Raw genomic sequence first — 15,759 nt, forward strand, 5'->3', positions numbered from 1 at the left:
GGAGTTGAGCAGGCCGACAGGGCCAGGGCCAGAGCGGCAATCGCGGTAGACGGTGTTCTCACGGACTTCCTTCTCGAGCGTCTGGTGGATCGTGGTGTTCGTCACCTTCATGCGCGCCAGGCCTGACGCCACGGCGCTGGCCGCCGCCTCGGTAGCCGCGACGCGCACGTCCTCGACGCGCTGCCGGCTGGCGATCTCGGCGTTCTCGCCGTCGTGCCTGCCGCGCACGTACGCGCCACCGGTCAGCGCGCCGACCACCAGGACAATGCCGAGGAGCGCCCAGGGGTTCATTGCCACGCATCCGTGCGCATCTGCTCGGCCAAGCGGCGCGCCCGCTCCGGCGTCTGCCCGGCCCACTTCGACTGCAGCATGGCCTTGGCGGCCTTCTCCCACTCGCGCTGTTCGATCATCACCAGCGTGTTCTCGAATGCCATCAGGCCGTCGATCCCCATCTGGAAGGCCATGTTCAGCAGCACCCCCAGCCGCGGCTCGCTGAGAGCCGCAGTCCATGGCGCGCGCTCCTGGAGCTGCCGGCGCACCTTCTCGATGTCGTTGCGCAACAGGTAGGCGGATTCTTCCCGGGTGATGCCGCCACCCTTGCGCTTGTCGATCAAGCGCCCGACGCCGATGGTGGAGTAGCCGAGCGAATCCTTGTACTCGTGCAGGACCTCGTCCTCGTCGCGCCGCAGTTGCACCGTGAGTTCGTCGATCATCGAGATGCCCTCAGTAGGCCCATGATCTCGCGGCGCCGGCCCACCAGCACCGACAGCAGCAGCAGGTTCACCAGCAGCACCAGCACGTTCGCGCTGGCCCAGGCGTACAGCAGGCAGGCGATCCACCAGCCGCACCAGAGCACGATGGCCCACACGGTCAGCCGCGCGAGCCACATGCCGCGGTGTGGCATCGCGAAGGCTGCGGGAACCGTGCACACGAGGATTGCCGCGCAGAAGAGCGCGTTGACGACGTCAGGCATTGCCGGACTCCTTGGTTGCCGGGCCGGCGTCCTCGACCCGTTTGCGAATCTTGGCGGCGATCACCTGGGCGCAGCCGCCGATCACGGCGCCGACCGCCAGGCGCACAGCACCAGGTGGGACGCCTTCGAGGTTGAAGGTGCGCACCATCGTCGGCGCCACCAGCAGGGTGCCCAGCGTGCTCAGCAGGACGCTGCCGATCGACAGCAGCACCAGGCGCAGCGGCGAGATCGGCTCCTTCGATGGCAGCAGCGTCTGGAAGATCACGAAGCCAGCGATGCCGCCGACCATGCCCCCCATCAGCAGCATCGGGTCAAACCCGAACGCCGCGCAGAAGGGCGTCATGACCGCCCCGGTTGCGACGCAGACCGCCGCGGTTGTCGTGGCTTCAGCCATCGTCGTTCTCCCCTGAGAGTAGGTAAGCGACTCGCGCGGCTGCGAGTGCTGCCGCGATGACACCGAGTCGATATGGACCATCGCCGCACAGGCCGGCGAACAGTTCAGTTCCGGGCGGCGGTGCAGTCATCGGATGAGCCAGTCGACAGCCCGCGCGCTCCAGGTCTTCAACCATGCCCCACAGGACGAAAGGCCAGACCAGAGGACGGCGAGCAAGAAGCCCGCACAGAAGCAGCACAGCAGCCCCGCCAAGCCCGCGGAGGACGTAGTCCCAGGCCTTGGCTGCGGCAGCGGCTTGGAGTCCATAGCCGCTTGCGATGGGGTCGCCCAGGTAGTGCATGCCGGCAATGATCAGCAGCAGCGCTACAGCAAGGCGAGCGCCTTCATTCTTCACCGTGGCCGCCGCCGCCCTGCACGACCACAGGAGGCGGATCGATCTTGTTCGCGACGGCGCGCAGCAGGTTCGCAAAGTAGGCTTTGATCTTGGTCATGTGGTTCCTCAGTTGACGCTGCGTGCGACTTCCCACCAGTTCGATCCATCACAGGCGAGTGTGATGGTGTCGTCGGCGGTGGTGACGAAATTGCCGGCCAGCACAAGATTGCTGCCGTCGGTGACGGTCAGGGCGCCGGAGAAAATCAGGGTGACCACATCGCCGGCTCGGTTCGTCGCGCTGATCGATGTGATGCTGGTGGTCCCGGATACCTTCACGACCGGCGACGCAAATGGCAGCGTCAGCGCGGCAGCGGATGGCAGCGTGTCAACCACGCCGACTTCCAGATAGGTGCGCGATGCGAGGAAGGCCTGCGCCTCATGCCGCGTCGCGAAGGCCTGTACCTGGAACGCCGACAGCAGGAAATCACAGGTGGCTGCCACGTTGCCGGCGGACAGGCTGAGCGTTGCGACGCCGGAAGCCTGACCGATCATGCCGATCGTGTACCAGCGCCCGACCTCCGGCACCGTCATCGCCGCGCCGAGTTGATTCGATCCGAGGTCCCCGAAGTAGAACATCGGACTGCCGCCGGACGACCGGAACGCATCGAACGTGCAGACGTACCAGCTGCTCGCCGAAGTCGCGATGGAGGTTCCCGGGAAGCTGACGAACTGCGAGGTCAGCGTGAAGGGGACGGAGAACAGGTTGCTCGCTTGGTAGATGTTCCCACCGGCCGAAACGGTGCCGACCACAGCGAACGCGCCAGTGGTGGTCTGCGAGGCCGTGAACTTCTGGCTGATTGCCGTCGTGCTGCGTGCGTTCTTCAGGATCTGCGCACGCCGTTGCACGTGGAACCAGCGGCACGGCGCATCGGCTGAGGTCGAGATGGCGTTGCGTTTCGTCTGCACGATTCCGGTCGTCAGGATCCGAGTACCGCGCACCGTGCCGCCATCGGTCTCCGGCGAGTCGACCATGATCACCGAATCGACATCGTCGACGGTGCACGGGCCGCCAGCGAAGCTCGTTTGGTCTTCGGCCCGGACGTTGTAGGCCATGACGCGCGAGCGCACCGCCTTCAGGTACACGTCGCAGAAGAAGCCGCCGCGCCATTCCCACGTTGAATCTGCACCATCCAGAATGAAGGAGCGATTCGTGAACACGGTTGTGCTGAGCGTCGTCCCGGACCACTGGTCGAGCGCGAATGTGCCGCCGAGCTGCACACCGCTGCCTTCGTTCCACACGCCGCCCAGCATGACGGGGTCGCGGGTGTTGGTTGTGTAGCAGTAGAGGTTGATCCCGTTCTGCTCAAGGATCGTGCCGTGCAGTTGAACGCCGCCGAAGCCGCCAGCATCGTTGTGGATGTAGATCGCGCAGTCATTGGCGCTGAACTCGCCGCCGAAAACCTGCAGGTTCCCGGCGTGCATCACGCTGCCGAATTTGTTGTTCAGCGAATAGATGGCGTACTTGTTGGCCTGCCCGCCGCAGCCGTAGACCTCGACGCCGATGTTCCCAAACGGACGCTGGATGAACTTGTCGAAGCCCTTGCCGTACACCCCGAAGAATCGCGTGTTGCCAGCCTGCTCATCCCCTGCGACATAGTTGGCGGGGACGGTCTGGCCGAACGTGACCCCGATGCCAACCTTCGACACGCCAGGGTTCGGCCCGGACATCACCATGTCCCGGAACTCAGCCTGGTAGGTCCAGAACAGCGCTGACTTGCACGTGAAGATCGCGAGCGCCGTGTTGAACGCCTGCACCACCGTGTTGATGCCATCGCCGAACAGAAGAAATCGCTGCGGCAACGTGACGTTGAACTTCCACGTGCCCTTGTCGATGTGCAGCGTGCGGGTCAACGCAACGGCGGTGACGATGGCCGCCGAACTGTCGGTAGCGCCGGTCGGATCGGCGCCTGAAAAGGCGCTCAACCGCGGCGCGAGCCGTTCGTAGTAGCCGATCGTGCCGACGGCGTAGTTGACGGTCGGCCCGTAGGCGATCGCACCAGCGCCATTCAGCGCGCCGGCTGGGTTGGCGAGTTGTGCGGTATAGGCAACGAGGGCCGCATTCACGGCTGCGGCGGAGGCCGAAGCAGCTGCTGACAGCGCGCGATTCTCGGTGTCCGCCTCATCGATCGCCGCCTGGACGTTTGTCGCCGCAATCGTGGCCGTGGGGGAGAATGGAATTCCTGCTGCCGCAGTCGCCGTACCAACCTGCACGAGCACCCATCGAACGGCCGCCAAGTCGGTCGCGAAGACGCCGGACGTGTGGGCGACCGCGGCGACGTAGGTGTTACCACCCTGCGTGACCACATCCTTGATCGCATAGGCCGTCGCGGTCAGCCACGCGCCGCGGATCGTGCCGCCAAACGACGTCACCAGCTTCAGAACGACGGGGTCGAGTGTGTGCAGCTTAACCCGCTGGTCGCGGATCTCGCCGTCGTCGCGCTGGTTCAGCTGGACGTTGGCGTTCAGCGCGTTGTGCGCCGTGGAGATGGCCGAGAGCTCGTCGTCGAGCGCTTCCGTGAGGATCGTGCTGCGGCCGCCCGCGTTGTTGAGCTCGTCCTGGCTGAAGTCTTCGCTCGGGGTGTAGTTCGGGGCCTGTGCCATCGGTGCGCCTCAGCGGCCGGCGGACTGCCGAGCCTCAGCGGCATTGCATCGCCGATGGAGGGGCGTTTTCCCCGCGAATGCCCTCGCGCTACACTGGTGCCGTGGACAACGACACCTTGCGCATCCTGCTGGCGGCCGTGCTCGGCCCGGCTTTTTGGGCCTTCGCGATTCGCCTATCGGCGCATCTGGCCCGTCGCAACGCCAGCCGCGACTGGCACCGGCGCGAACAGCGACGACAGCGCCTGTACGAGCTTGGGGTCCATCTCGGTCGGCTGTGTCGGCGCACCCGATAGCGCCTGCGTGACTTCGCGTCGCTGGCCGAAACGCTCGAGCGGCTGCACGACGTAGTCGTTCACGTATGGCAGCCCGCGCAGCCCCTTCGTCTTGCCCAACATCGACGCGAGCATCTGCCCTGTCCCCGAGGTGTTCGGCGTTGCCCCCTCCGGCACCTGCTTGATGTAGGCCAGCACGCGCCCGATCCGGTACATCTCGTCCGCGCCGTCTTCGCCGAGCAGCGCCACCAGCTTCGGGCGGCCGATCTTCATCAGCTCGTTGTTGAACGTCGCCTGCGCGGCCTTCCCATCGCCCGCCACGTTGGCGCCGAAGGCCTTCTGCTGCAGGTAGGCGACCGTCTGCGCGCGCACCTGCGCCTGGCCGTCGGGCGGCAGCAGGCTCATCATGTTCTGGATCTCGTTCACCTTGCCGCCGGTGACGAACTTGCGCACGAAGTCATCCGGCTGTGCGTTGTTCGTCGCGGCCCGCAGCGCCGGCGTGGCGCCGATCTGCTGGAAGCGGCTCGCCGCGGCCGCGCGCGCCTCGGAGGCGAGGTGCGCCGCCTCTGCGCCGCCGGCACTGGTGTCGGCCGACTCGGTGATGGCCCGCTGCAGCGATCCACGCAGCTCGTCGAGGCCGCCGCGCACCGCGGGGTCCGGCGAGTTGTAGTGCTTGTTGATGACCTTTAGCAGGCGCTCGGCGTCATCGATGCTCAGCGACTTCAGCTGTTTGCCGCCCATCAGGCCCAGCTCCTCGAACTGGCCGCGGACTGCGCCCGGAATGGCCTGCCCGTAGTCGCGCACCGTGTTGGCGTAGTCCTGCGCCAGGCCCTGCAGCGGCACCTCGAGGTCCTTCCCGGTCGAGTCGCGGAACGCCTTGTAGGCGGCGCGCACGTTCGTCTTCGCCACCTCATCCGCCTGGCGCAGCTGCCCGGCGATTTGATCGCCGGCGTCGAAGGCATCGGCCGCGCCGCGCGCGCCCTGACGGAATCGATCGCTGATGCCGCGGCTTTGCGCCGCCTGCACTGCCTGCAACGGCTCGCCGACGCCCTCCACGCCGGCCAGGTTGAATTCGCGCTGCCACTGCGCAGGGTTGCGCGTGAGCTGACCCTGCAGCGACGGCAGACCAAGCGCGTTGAAATCGCCCTGCCGCAGCGCGGAGGTCGGGTCGAGCTTCCGCCCGCTGGCCAGCGCCGTGCGGACGTCGGTCGTCAGCCCCTGGAACACCGTGTCGGGGATCGTGGTCGTGTCGATGCCGTCGCGCTGCAACTGCGTCGAAATCATCGCGCGCAGGCGCTCCGGGTCGACATTCACCGTGTTGCGCGAGTTGCGCCACTGGTTGATGAAGTTCGCCGCGGAGGTGCCGATCTTGTTGACGATCGGCGCGAGCGTGCCGCCGGCCGCGGCGCCGAGCGCCACCTGCCCCGCCTTGTCGGCCGCGAAGTTCTCGCCGGTGGACGGCTGCAACGCGGCCCCGGCCCCTCCGGCAATGGCGCCTGTCAGCGCCTGCCGGCCAACGGTTGCACCGATCGCGGCCGCCGGTGCAACCTTCGCCGGGATCACGTTCGCCGGGCTGAGAATATTGCCCGTCAGTCGCGCGAAGTCGAAGCCGGGATCCTTCTCACCGGTGACCAGCGTCGTCAGGCTGGCCGGCGCGGTCGCCTTGCGGGCCGCCTCGTATTCGGCGTTGCTGTCGACGATGTCGCCGCGCAACTGCTCAGAATTGGCCCCCTTCACGCCCAGCACGTCGCCCAAGAACGAGCCCGGGCCGCCGATCTTGTCAGCCGCCTTGTTGACCACGTCCGAAACCGACGGGCCGCCAAAGTAGTTCGAGACGCGCGAAACCAGGTCTTTCTCGAAGACCTTCTGCATGAGTTGCGCGGCGCCGTCGATCTGGTCCTTCCCACCTTTCGCCACCCGCATCGGCACCGAGGACAGCAGCTGCTGGCGTTCCGTCGGCTGCGCGTTGAAGCTCTCGACCTTCGGGCGCAGGTGCGTGATCAGCTCGGCGTCGGTGTAGCCGGCCTTGCGTGCGCCGGCCGTGTCGAAGTTGCCGTCCTTCGCCAGGAAGTCAGCGATCTCCGCATCACCGTAGCCCGACTTGCGGGCGCCTTCGACATCGAACGGCATGGTGAACCCTCAGCGTTGGAACGACGACAGCGGCGGCCGATTGCCTGCCGGCGGCGCGGCAGCGGTCGGGGTCGCACCACCTTGCGGCGGAAGTCCCGGCACATCGGGCAGCGCGCGCATTCCTTGCGGCACCGCGGCCAGCATGCTTTGAATGGCGCGCTGCACCGCCTCGCGCTTCTGTTTGATGGCCGGCGGCTTGTCGTTGGGCTGAACGAAATACTGCTGGGCGGCGTTGGCGAACTCGTTCTGCCCGATCGCAGCGCCAGATTCGCGACGCAACACGGCATTGATGAAATCGCGCTGCGCCTGCTCGACTTGCTGCTGCTCTGCTGACGCAAGGCCGTTCGCGAGAGCCCCTAGACCACCACCGATCACTGGCACGGAATCGGCGACTTGCTTCACGCGACTCGGCTGCAGCACTCCCTTGTCCGCCAGTTCGCCAAGTATCTTCGACGAAGCCTGCATGCGGTTGGCGAAGCCGAGGGCATTGGCCTGTTCGCCATTCAGCGCGCCGGCCTTGCCGTGCAGCGGCTGACCATCCGGGCCGACGGCACCGCGCGCAACACCGGTGGCCTTGTTCAGCAGCGTGATGTTGCCATTGCCATCGGTCACGACCTGCACCTGGCCGGTCTTGCCGCCCTGGTCGATCTCCATGCGCGACTTCGCCGCATTGGCGCGAGCTGCCTCGGCCTGCGCGTAGTTCTCCGCCGCGCCGGCCGTCGCCTGCTTGCCGAGCGCGACTTCCTTGCCGGTGACTGATTGCGCGCGGCCGCTTGACTCGTTCAGCCCGCCGCCGAACAGGTCGCCGACCAGCCCCGACGAATCGAAGTGGTAGAGCGGTTTCCCGCCGGCCGCCGCCTGCGCCGCACCAACCTGGCCCGGCGTGCGCGCCCCGTTCAGCACGTCGTTGGTGAGATCCTGGCCCTGATACAGGCCGGCCGCCTTCGCGAAGTCCTCGACGTTCGTGTCCTTCACGTTCGTGCGCATCGGCAGCGAGCGGCGCATAGCCTGCGCGATCTTGCTCTGCAGCCCGGTGTCTTCCAGCACCGGCGCGACGCCGGGGCCATTGCCGGCCTCATCCGCCGGACCCTGCAGCTGGCGCGTCGGCATGACGCCGGTGCGGGTGTACTGCTGGAACGCGCGCACCAGGGGCAGCGTCGTGCCAGCCTCCAGCGCGATGTTCTCGTCGATGAGGTCCGGCCGGCTGCGGACGATGTTCGTCTCGCTGTTGTCCTGGTCGGCCTTCGCCTGCGAGGCGGCAGCGGCAGCCATCGCCTGCGCGATCTTGCTGCGGTTGCCGAGCTCGCCCTCATAGCCCTGCTGGTAGGCGCCATTCCCGCCGGCGAACGCCTGGGCCAGCTTCGACAAGCCGGGCGTCGCGCCGGTCAGCGCGTCAAGGCCGAAAGTTGCGCGGGGCATCAGCCACCTCCGAAAACACGGTTGTTGCGGCCACCCGACCACATCGCGGCGGCATTGCGGATCGCCGCGGACAGGCCGCCACCGGCCGCCGAGGACGCGGCGGGCATGCCGTAGCCGGCGCCGTAGCCAAGCGCGGTCGGCGCACCGCTCGCGGCGGCATCCCCAAGCCCGGCACCGACGGTCGCGCCGGAGCCGGATGCTGCGCCGCCTGCGCCAGCTCCGGCCCCTCCGGCGAGCCATGCCGACCCGGCCATCTGCGCGAGGCCGCCCAGCTTGCCATAGAGCGGCGTGTCGACGTTCTGCGCGTCCAGCTGGTCGGCCTGCGCCATGTTGCGACTCGACGAGGCGGCGCTGCCCAGGCGCTGCACCAAATCGGCGCGGCGCAGGCCTTCCGACTGCAGCAGGTCACCCGTACCGCGGGTGCGCGCCATCTCGCGTGCAATGTCCGTGATGCGGTTTCCTTCGCTGATTGCCTTGTCGGCCTTGGCTTTGACGAACGCAGCGGAGTTCGCGCCCGCGCCGCCGGCTGTGTCCACCACATCGCCGCCTGCGCCGCCTGCGCCGCCGGCCGACAGATCGGACTGTGCGCGCTGGAAGGCCGCATTCTCCTGGCCTTGCATCGCCGCAGCGCGCGCGTCCGGTGTGAATTGCTGCCCCTCGGCGACCACCTGGCGCGCGGCGTCATCGCTCGTCGCCTGCGTGCGCTGCAGTGAGCGATTCAGGATGTCGCGGCGATCATTCGCCGCCGCCTTGTCGCCGCGCATCTTGGCGTAGGTGCCAGCGGCGAGCAGTGCGTAAGGGATTGCTGCTGCCATGTTCGTTCCTTCAGGTCTGCGTCACGATGCCGTTGCTTCCGGCGCTCTTCGGCCGCGCGCTGCCGTAGTTCGATGCCCACCAGTCGCCCGCATCCTGCTTGCCGCGCGCAAGATTGCTCTTCGTGTAGAGCAGACCGGTCCCGGCGAACAGATCGCCGAGTGTCGTGCCCTGCGCCTCGGCGCTGGCGCGATCGTTGTTCGTCTTGAGCTGGTTCAGCGCGGAGCTGAGCGCGCTGCCCTGGTCCATGCCCGCATCGATCGACTGCAGCAGGCCGAGCCGCGTATTTTCGTCGCTCGACTCGAGCCCGGTACGCGCGGCATCCGCCTTCGCGCCCAAGTCGAGCAGGCCCTTGTTGTAGGTGCGCCCGAGCGTTGCGCCCTGGTCGATGTCGACCGAGCCACCATTGAGACCTTGGGCGAAGAGAGCGAACTTCTGATCACGCGCGGCGTTGTCGCGGCTCTCGTCGAGCCCGCGCTTGCCGGCGTCGAATGCGTTCTGTCGCACGTTGCCGTAGAGTGCTTCGCGAGCTGCCTTGTTCTTCTGCGCCTCGCCGGACGACCCATTGAAATCAGCCAGCGCTTTGTCGTAGCCCGCCTGATCAAAGGCATCGGTCGGAACCTTGGTCAGCACGTCTCCGCCGTTGTCGGTGCCGCTTGGCAGCATCTGGTCGACGTACCGAGTAGAGGTGAAGTCGGAACGAGACGGCGCCGCCCCGCTTCCGGAGATGCCGAACGACAGATTCAGCGCATCGCGCGCCTTCTGCTTGTTCCGCTCGATCTCGGCTTGCTTCGCCGAGTAGTCGTCACCGCCGCCGCCGCCCATGTCGTTCCTTCACAGGAGGGTTTCCTGCTGCTCCGTGTTGATCGTCGCCGACGCCGTTCCGCTCACCGAGCCGGATCGGATGCGCACGAACTTCCCGGCCGGGATGTCGCGGCACATGCTCCAGTTGTTGCTTTGCACCTGCTGCAGCACGACCGCCAGCGTGATGGTATTCGAATAGGTCTGCCGGGCCTTCGTCGTCCAGTCGGCCGGGGTGGTGCTGTTGGTGTCGGCCGTCTCCAGGAAGACCGTCACCGCAGCCGCGCCGCCGATCGTGCTGGTGGTGGAGAACGATCCCTCATAGCAGGCGCGCGCATTGCGGCCCGAGCTGATCTGAAACCCGGTCGCGTTTGTGGCAGTCACCAGTGCGCGGCCGGGCGTGTCGTTGACGCTCAGCGTGGTGCCGGCTGTCACGCGACCCTGCAGGTCGGTTGTCACGCCGCTGTAGGTGCCCGGCGTGCCGATGTTCGGCATGCTGACGGTGCCGGTCGTGGTGATCACGCCGCCGCTCAGTCCGCCGCCTGCCGTGATGCTCGACACCGTGCCGCTCGCCGTCGAGCTCAGCGTCGTGCCGTCCCAGTTCAAGCCGGAGCCGACATAGCCCATCACCGGCAGCGTGGTCGCGCCGTCGTAGATCAGCACGCCGCTGGTGTTCGGCGCAGGCGTCAGCGGCGCGAAATAGCGCTGCCACGCACCACTGCCGGAAGGCAGCGTTTGAAGAACGTAAAACTCGTACGGCACTCCGAACGAGTGCGCGGCGCCGGCCAACACCAACAGCAGGAGGCAGAAGAAACGCTTCATGGCGATCCAGTCAGAAGGCCGCCACGGGCGCACGCACCCAGGTGTTGACCGCGATGCAGTAGTAGAAGAAATTGGCGTCGCACGCGCACTGGTTCGGCTGGCCGGTCGATGTGCCAGTCGCCGGTACTGCCACCGGCTTGACGAAGCCACCCTGCGCCGGCACATCGGCGTCGATGATGTACTGGCTGTTCGGTCCCTGGCGTCCTGTCGGCATACCTACCCCTTTGCCGGGCCGGTGATGGCCCACGTGTTGATGTCCTCGCCGCCGGAGCCGGCTGCGCGCCGAGTGCCCTCCAGCGCGAAGCCAAGCCGCTCGACAAGCCGCTCAGCACCACCCCACCCACCGAGCGTGTACGCCTCGATGCGGTGCCGGTAGTGCTCGTGCGCCGGATTGCTGGCGTTGGAGATGACTGTGCGCGTGTGCCTGAGGAGTTTTCCCCACGTTTGGCCAGCCATCCGGTCGGTCGCGAGGAACCAGAACACCCCGGTCCATGCGTTCACGAACTGCAGTCCGCCGATCGCGACCTGCTCGCCGCCCTGGTGCACTGTCCAGGCAGGACCATCCGTGCTCCAGCGCGACGCGGCGAAGTCTTCCTCGCCGATGTCGCCGAGTAGCGACCGCACCGCGCGCCGGTCCCACTCACGCATACCGCGGACCACTTCGAGCGATTCGGCTAGGGTCAGCGCCGTGAAGGTGCTCACCTGGTGAGCCCGAGCGAGTTGTAGTAGAGGCTCATGGCCGACAGGCTGAAGTCCTCGTCGGCCGCGTGCCGGAACACCGGCGCGATCGATGAGCAGACCATCTCGACGCCCTGTACCTCGCCAGGCCGCGTGTCGCCGGGAATCGTCATCGAGACGCCCTCCTTGTCAAGGTCGCGCGGGTCGTATTTGAACGACACCGACGGCGAGCCCTCGACGACGTAGTCGGCCCCGAAGAACTGCTTCGCGACGCCAGGTTGCTTGGCGTCCTGGAATGCCATTTGAACCTCGACGGGAATTGGCGTGTCGCCCAAGCCTGTCTGCAGCTGGTCGACAAACACTTCGGTGCTCAGCTTGTACAGTTCACCGGCCGTGCGCATGAAGACCTCGCCGCCGCGCGTCGTGGCCGCCGTGATGATGATTGGGAAGGTGTATTCGGACCAACAGGCGATCTTCGAAGAGCGCGAATAGGTGTAGACCCACGCCTTCGAGTAGGTGCCCATGTTGAAGATCGCCCAATATTGCCCGAGTTGCGGTATCCACTGTCCAAACACCTGGTCCGCAACTCCGGCAGCAGGCAAGGAGCCGTCGATGTCCGGAACGACCAGCTTGTCGATCGCCACACCCACGTCGTTGTCGTCGATGCGATCGGTCTGCGCCTGTTGCGTCATCGACCGGAAGCCGAACGGCGACAGGAAGATGAGGTCGTTGGCGAATGTCGCGAGTGACTGCGGTAAATAGCAGCCGACACCATCGATCCGCTTGACGAAGGCGTTCGCGCTCGGGTCGACCGCAACGGTCCAGATTTGCGCGTTTTCGGCGAAGAACACGACCAGCTTGTCGGCGTAGCCGCCCACGGCGCGCGCGCCAGAACTCGTGTCCTGCTGCAGCGACGTTGGAAGGAATCCGGCATCGCTGGCGGTTGTCCAATCGCGCGCGGCGCCGGCGGCGCTGTATCGCACGACCTCGTCGGCGATTGCGAAGATTCGACTCGCAGCTTTCGTGACGGCTCGGGTATGTGGGCAGTTTGAATCGGTGATTAGCGTGCTCGGATTGCCATCGACATAGCTGTGCCGAAAGGTGTAGCCATCCACCGCGAAGCCGGACGGGCCGGTGTACTTGGTGAAGTAGTAGCCGACGACGTACGGGAAGCCCTGGAACTGCTCCGCGTAGACCACGTCCGTCAGCTGCGCGTAGCCGATGCCGTACGGGTTATACAGGTCGAGCTCGATCTTGCTGACGCCGGGCGGGGGGGTAAATCCGCTCGCCTTGGCGGTGAACACCGTCAGCCGGTCGTTGACCACCTTCAGGCCGACCGAGCCGGTCAGGGAGTTGCTGACGATGTCGATCGCGGGACGCTTCTGCACGCGCTTGCCGAGCGTGATGTAGGCGTTCCGCAGCACCCACAAGCGCGAGGCCTCCTGCACGTTGATTGGCAGGCGGCGGTCGAGGCCGCCGGAGAAGTCGGCGTACGTGATCGCCGGCATCAGGGCGCGTCCCGGCCGGCCACGGCGGGCCGGCGCTCGTAGGTGTCCGGCTCCGCGCGGCGATAGACGCCACCCGTGTTGAACGACTGCCCACGCAGCGAGCCGAGCAACGTGTCGAGCTGCCCCTGGTACAGCTGGGCGTCCGGCTGCCGGTAGTGCGCCTTCGCCATGGCTGTCGCATGCAGCAGGATCATGTCGTCGTCGAGGGTTGCCTCATCGGCCTCCTCGGTGAAGCGATGCAGGTCCGCGACGAACCAGATCCGCAACGTGTAGGCGGCATCGGCTTTCGGGTACACGAGGATCTGCTTGAAGCGCTCGAAGCGCTCCGGGTTGCCCTGCATGTCCATCGTCGACCACATCCCGGTCGTGATGCCCTCTTTGATCCCCCGGTACTCGCCGCTGATGTTCGTCTCGATGCGCAGCACCCGCTTGTCGCGCGCACAGCCGATTGACGGATCCATCACGCCGGCCACCGGGTAGTCGTACAGGTTCTGCGACACCCCGGTGGTCTTGTCGAAGTAGTCGGTCATGTGCTTCCAGTCCTGCAGCCGGTACAGGATGGCTTGCCCATTGCGGAGGAAGCTGTTGATCAGCACCTGGTTGGCGCCGCCGGACGCGCCCATGCCGGCCATGCCCAGCCGGGCGAGGACTTCGGCGCGCAGCGCGCCCAGCGTACGGTAGGCCATGGCTCAGCGCTTCTTCTTCGCCGCGGCCTTCTTGGCGGGTGCGGCCTTCGGTGCGGCCGCCGGGCTCGGCGCAGGAGCCGGCGCGGCCACCTCCGCCGGCGCATCGGCCGGCAGTGGCGACGTCGTGCCGTCGTCGTTCTGCAGGTGCACCGAGAAGCCCACCGACTCGTAGGCGCGCGCCGCAGCTAGGTCTTCGACCTCCTTCGGGACGCGCGTCGCCGCGTCGCGCTCGATCAGGATCTTGAGCATGCTGGTCTCCGGTGGTTGAGGGTCAGGCCGGCTCGAGCGCGCGCTCGGTGGCGATCTTCAGCAGCTGGTCGGCCGGCAGGGCGCGCAGCCGCTTCTCCCGCTCGGCCACCGCCATGCGCTCCTCGCGCGGCGCGTCGTGCGCGACGTGGTCGATGTAGCCGGTGCTGAGGATGATCTCGACCAGCTGGGCCGCCGGCAGGTCCGACAACTCAGGCTTGCCCAGCAGCGGCGCGAAACGGCGCTCCTGGAACCGGCCGTAGACGAAGCGCGCCATCGGCGTTTTCGCGTCCTCGGCCGAGTTGCCGTAGGCGTCGATCAGCCGGTTGTATTCGGACTCGGGGTCGCCGATGAACACGAAGCCGATGCACTGGCTGTCGGACGGCTTGACCGGGTTGTCCTGCTGCTTGTTGTAGGGCAGCAGTGCGGACGAGGTCTTCGCGCTGTAGCCCTCGTCGAGGGTGGAGGGGTCGAGCACCTGCACCTCATCCTCGCCGTGGATGGCCTGGAGGATGGGGATCTCGTGCTCCCACACCACGCGGGGCGACACGGTGTTCTGGTCGCGCTTGATGCTAACCAGGGTGCGGCGGGAGAGCTGTTTGCTCGGGGCGGTGGACGGTCGGGCCATGGTGAATTCCTTCTGTGAGGGTTGTGGCGGCTTCAAAAACGGGCCGGGAGGAATCCCCCGGCCCTAAGGCCCCTGTCACGCCGCCGTCGACAGGATGGCAACTGCTTCAGCAGCAGTGGTTCAGACCAGGGCGAGCACCGAGTTGGCGTTCGAACGGTTCATGGTGAGCGCGCCCTTCCAGGTCATCGCCCAGTAGTACTCGTACCGGTCGTACGCACGCGGCGGCTTGCGGCTGATCATGTCGTGGCCGGCCAGCGGGCGCAGACGGATCGTGTTGGTGTTCAGGAAGTAGCAGCGCTTCTCCCACAGCGTGGCCGGCGCGAAGCGGGCGTCGAGTTCCTGGAACTCCGGCGACCACTGCACGTCCACGCCCTGGAAGCGCAGCACCGACGTGCCGCCTTCCACCACCTTCGTGTTCGACGGGCCGAAGTCCATCCGGCCGAAGGTGTTCAGCACGAAGTTGCGGTAGCCGTCGATGAACTGCGAGCCGGCGATGATCAGGTCCGGCCGGCCACCGTTGCGCGAGCACTGACGGAAGTTCACTTCCATCTGGTTCAGGATCGTTCCCGTGCTGGTCGTGGTCGTCAGGCCGGTCGAGAAGTTGTTGCGCCAGTAGGCGTTCGAGCTCGACGCGCGGTCGATGCCGCCCACGACGCCCGAGGTCGGCGCCAGCGACACCAGCGAGTCCAGGCCGCCGATCGCGTCGGTGGACTGCGTGCCGTCCAGGTGCAGCTGGTAGCTGAACTGCTCCTGGAAGCCCAGCTTCAGCGCCGCGGCCTGTTCTTCGATCAGGCTGGTGAACTGGATCTTCTCGGCGTCGGTCGCGTTGCTCGGCCCCGAGCTGTCGGTGATCGTGATGCCGTTCTGCGCGAGGCGGTCCTCGTCGAGCGCGAAGCCGTCATGGCACGAGCGCCAGGCGTATTGCGCCTGCTCGATGGTCTGCCGGCGGTTGTAGGTGACGATCGACGAACCGTTGTACCACTGGAAGTTCGACTGGTACGTCTTGCGCAGCTGCTCGACGACGAACTGCTTGGCGCCGGGCGCGGTCTTCTTCTTCGCCTGCAGCGCCTTCAGCAGAGGGCGCTCCAGGGCGATCTGGTCGACCGGGTCGTTCGCGAGGAAGTAGTCGAGGCCGATCTTGCCGGCGTCGATGAGGTCTTGTGCGGAAAAAGGCATGGTGCTCTCCGATGCATGTGAGGAATCGCGCCGCCCAACGGGCAGCACTCCGGGTCACGGGCGACGAAGCCGCAATACGTCTCACATGCCTGAGGTGAACCAGGCTCACACCTGCCGCATTGGGGCTGCGGCGGGCCCTTCCAGTGCGCGAGGCTGGGTTACGCGCCGGCGGGGCGGGG

The 15,759-nt window shown here is 66.7% G+C and carries 18 protein-coding genes; all 18 read right to left on the reverse strand.

Annotated elements, in window-relative coordinates:
• Positions 1–291 (reverse strand): hypothetical protein (locus BUE42_RS30725; RefSeq protein WP_143171861.1); only part of this gene is annotated, 291 nt, incomplete at its 3' end.
• Positions 288–713 carry a glycoside hydrolase family protein gene (locus BUE42_RS30730; RefSeq protein WP_073469215.1) on the reverse strand — a complete coding sequence of 142 codons (426 nt, stop codon included), beginning with the start codon at positions 711–713 and terminating at the stop codon, positions 288–290. The genes BUE42_RS30725 and BUE42_RS30730, both read right to left, overlap by 4 nt.
• Positions 710–973, reverse strand: a complete 264-nt coding sequence (locus BUE42_RS30735) for a hypothetical protein (protein ID WP_143171862.1) — start codon at positions 971–973, stop codon at positions 710–712. Before BUE42_RS30735 ends, BUE42_RS30730 begins: the two co-directional genes overlap by 4 nt.
• Positions 966–1,367: a hypothetical protein gene (locus tag BUE42_RS30740; RefSeq protein ID WP_143171863.1), complete on the reverse strand. Its 402-nt coding sequence runs from the start codon at positions 1,365–1,367 to the stop codon at positions 966–968. Before BUE42_RS30740 ends, BUE42_RS30735 begins: the two co-directional genes overlap by 8 nt.
• Positions 1,360–1,761 carry a hypothetical protein gene (locus BUE42_RS32820; protein WP_143171864.1) on the reverse strand — a complete coding sequence of 134 codons (402 nt, stop codon included), beginning with the start codon at positions 1,759–1,761 and terminating at the stop codon, positions 1,360–1,362. Before BUE42_RS32820 ends, BUE42_RS30740 begins: the two co-directional genes overlap by 8 nt.
• Before the next feature lie 105 nt (positions 1,762–1,866).
• The gene (locus tag BUE42_RS30745; RefSeq protein WP_073469223.1) at positions 1,867–4,401 is read right to left on the reverse strand and encodes a hypothetical protein; all 2,535 of its coding nucleotides are present in this window, start codon (positions 4,399–4,401) and stop codon (positions 1,867–1,869) included.
• 173 nt (positions 4,402–4,574) lie between these two features.
• Positions 4,575–6,803 carry a hypothetical protein gene (locus tag BUE42_RS33250; protein WP_073469225.1) on the reverse strand — a complete coding sequence of 743 codons (2,229 nt, stop codon included), beginning with the start codon at positions 6,801–6,803 and terminating at the stop codon, positions 4,575–4,577.
• Positions 6,804–6,812: 9 nt separating this feature from the next.
• Complete coding sequence (locus BUE42_RS30755; protein WP_073469227.1) at positions 6,813–8,222, reverse strand: hypothetical protein; 1,410 nt, start codon at positions 8,220–8,222, stop codon at positions 6,813–6,815.
• Positions 8,222–9,037, reverse strand: a complete 816-nt coding sequence (locus tag BUE42_RS33255) for a hypothetical protein (RefSeq protein ID WP_159445526.1) — start codon at positions 9,035–9,037, stop codon at positions 8,222–8,224. Before BUE42_RS33255 ends, BUE42_RS30755 begins: the two co-directional genes overlap by 1 nt.
• Positions 9,038–9,047: 10 nt before the next feature.
• Positions 9,048–9,860 (reverse strand): hypothetical protein, encoded by an 813-nt coding sequence (locus BUE42_RS30765; RefSeq protein WP_073469231.1) that lies wholly within the window; start codon positions 9,858–9,860, stop codon positions 9,048–9,050.
• 9 nt (positions 9,861–9,869) lie between these two features.
• On the reverse strand, positions 9,870–10,658 hold the full coding sequence (locus BUE42_RS33555; protein WP_073469234.1) for a hypothetical protein: 789 nt from the start codon (positions 10,656–10,658) through the stop codon (positions 9,870–9,872).
• Positions 10,659–10,668: 10 nt separating this feature from the next.
• Entirely contained in the window at positions 10,669–10,872 is a 204-nt protein-coding gene (locus tag BUE42_RS30775) for a hypothetical protein (protein ID WP_073469236.1), read from the reverse strand.
• 2 nt (positions 10,873–10,874) lie between these two features.
• Complete coding sequence (locus BUE42_RS30780; protein ID WP_073469238.1) at positions 10,875–11,360, reverse strand: hypothetical protein; 486 nt, start codon at positions 11,358–11,360, stop codon at positions 10,875–10,877.
• Complete coding sequence (locus BUE42_RS30785) at positions 11,357–12,844, reverse strand: hypothetical protein (protein WP_073469240.1); 1,488 nt, start codon at positions 12,842–12,844, stop codon at positions 11,357–11,359. Before BUE42_RS30785 ends, BUE42_RS30780 begins: the two co-directional genes overlap by 4 nt.
• Entirely contained in the window at positions 12,844–13,530 is a 687-nt protein-coding gene (locus BUE42_RS30790; protein ID WP_073469242.1) for a phage adaptor protein, read from the reverse strand. The genes BUE42_RS30785 and BUE42_RS30790 overlap by 1 nt, the downstream gene beginning before the upstream one ends.
• 3 nt (positions 13,531–13,533) lie before the next feature.
• Positions 13,534–13,779, reverse strand: coding sequence for a hypothetical protein (locus BUE42_RS30795; protein WP_073469245.1), 246 nt, complete (start codon positions 13,777–13,779; stop codon positions 13,534–13,536).
• Positions 13,780–13,801: 22 nt separating this feature from the next.
• Positions 13,802–14,404 carry a hypothetical protein gene (locus BUE42_RS30800; protein ID WP_143171868.1) on the reverse strand — a complete coding sequence of 201 codons (603 nt, stop codon included), beginning with the start codon at positions 14,402–14,404 and terminating at the stop codon, positions 13,802–13,804.
• Positions 14,405–14,524: 120 nt separating this feature from the next.
• Complete coding sequence (locus BUE42_RS30805) at positions 14,525–15,580, reverse strand: phage major capsid protein (protein ID WP_073469249.1); 1,056 nt, start codon at positions 15,578–15,580, stop codon at positions 14,525–14,527.
• Positions 15,581–15,759: the final 179 nt, after the last annotated feature.

This window comes from Rhizobacter sp. OV335 (assembly GCF_900142965.1).
In the GTDB taxonomy this organism is placed as follows: Bacteria; Pseudomonadota; Gammaproteobacteria; order Burkholderiales; family Burkholderiaceae_C; genus Rhizobacter.

What these genes read in the sequence shown, in the direction of transcription:
- BUE42_RS30730 (WP_073469215.1), bottom strand. Translation starts at nt 713, where the DNA reads ATGATCGACGAACTCACGGTGCAACTGCGGCGCGACGAGGACGAGGTC.
- BUE42_RS30735 (WP_143171862.1), bottom strand. Translation starts at nt 973, where the DNA reads ATGCCTGACGTCGTCAACGCGCTCTTCTGCGCGGCAATCCTCGTGTGC.
- BUE42_RS30740 (WP_143171863.1), bottom strand. Translation starts at nt 1,367, where the DNA reads ATGGCTGAAGCCACGACAACCGCGGCGGTCTGCGTCGCAACCGGGGCG.
- BUE42_RS30745 (WP_073469223.1), bottom strand. Translation starts at nt 4,401, where the DNA reads ATGGCACAGGCCCCGAACTACACCCCGAGCGAAGACTTCAGCCAGGAC.
- BUE42_RS33250 (WP_073469225.1), bottom strand. Translation starts at nt 6,803, where the DNA reads ATGCCGTTCGATGTCGAAGGCGCCCGCAAGTCGGGCTACGGTGATGCG.
- BUE42_RS30755 (WP_073469227.1), bottom strand. Translation starts at nt 8,222, where the DNA reads ATGCCCCGCGCAACTTTCGGCCTTGACGCGCTGACCGGCGCGACGCCC.
- BUE42_RS33255 (WP_159445526.1), bottom strand. Translation starts at nt 9,037, where the DNA reads ATGGCAGCAGCAATCCCTTACGCACTGCTCGCCGCTGGCACCTACGCC.
- BUE42_RS30765 (WP_073469231.1), bottom strand. Translation starts at nt 9,860, where the DNA reads ATGGGCGGCGGCGGCGGTGACGACTACTCGGCGAAGCAAGCCGAGATC.
- BUE42_RS33555 (WP_073469234.1), bottom strand. Translation starts at nt 10,658, where the DNA reads ATGAAGCGTTTCTTCTGCCTCCTGCTGTTGGTGTTGGCCGGCGCCGCG.
- BUE42_RS30775 (WP_073469236.1), bottom strand. Translation starts at nt 10,872, where the DNA reads ATGCCGACAGGACGCCAGGGACCGAACAGCCAGTACATCATCGACGCC.
- BUE42_RS30785 (WP_073469240.1), bottom strand. Translation starts at nt 12,844, where the DNA reads ATGCCGGCGATCACGTACGCCGACTTCTCCGGCGGCCTCGACCGCCGC.
- BUE42_RS30790 (WP_073469242.1), bottom strand. Translation starts at nt 13,530, where the DNA reads ATGGCCTACCGTACGCTGGGCGCGCTGCGCGCCGAAGTCCTCGCCCGG.
- BUE42_RS30795 (WP_073469245.1), bottom strand. Translation starts at nt 13,779, where the DNA reads ATGCTCAAGATCCTGATCGAGCGCGACGCGGCGACGCGCGTCCCGAAG.
- BUE42_RS30800 (WP_143171868.1), bottom strand. Translation starts at nt 14,404, where the DNA reads ATGGCCCGACCGTCCACCGCCCCGAGCAAACAGCTCTCCCGCCGCACC.
- BUE42_RS30805 (WP_073469249.1), bottom strand. Translation starts at nt 15,580, where the DNA reads ATGCCTTTTTCCGCACAAGACCTCATCGACGCCGGCAAGATCGGCCTC.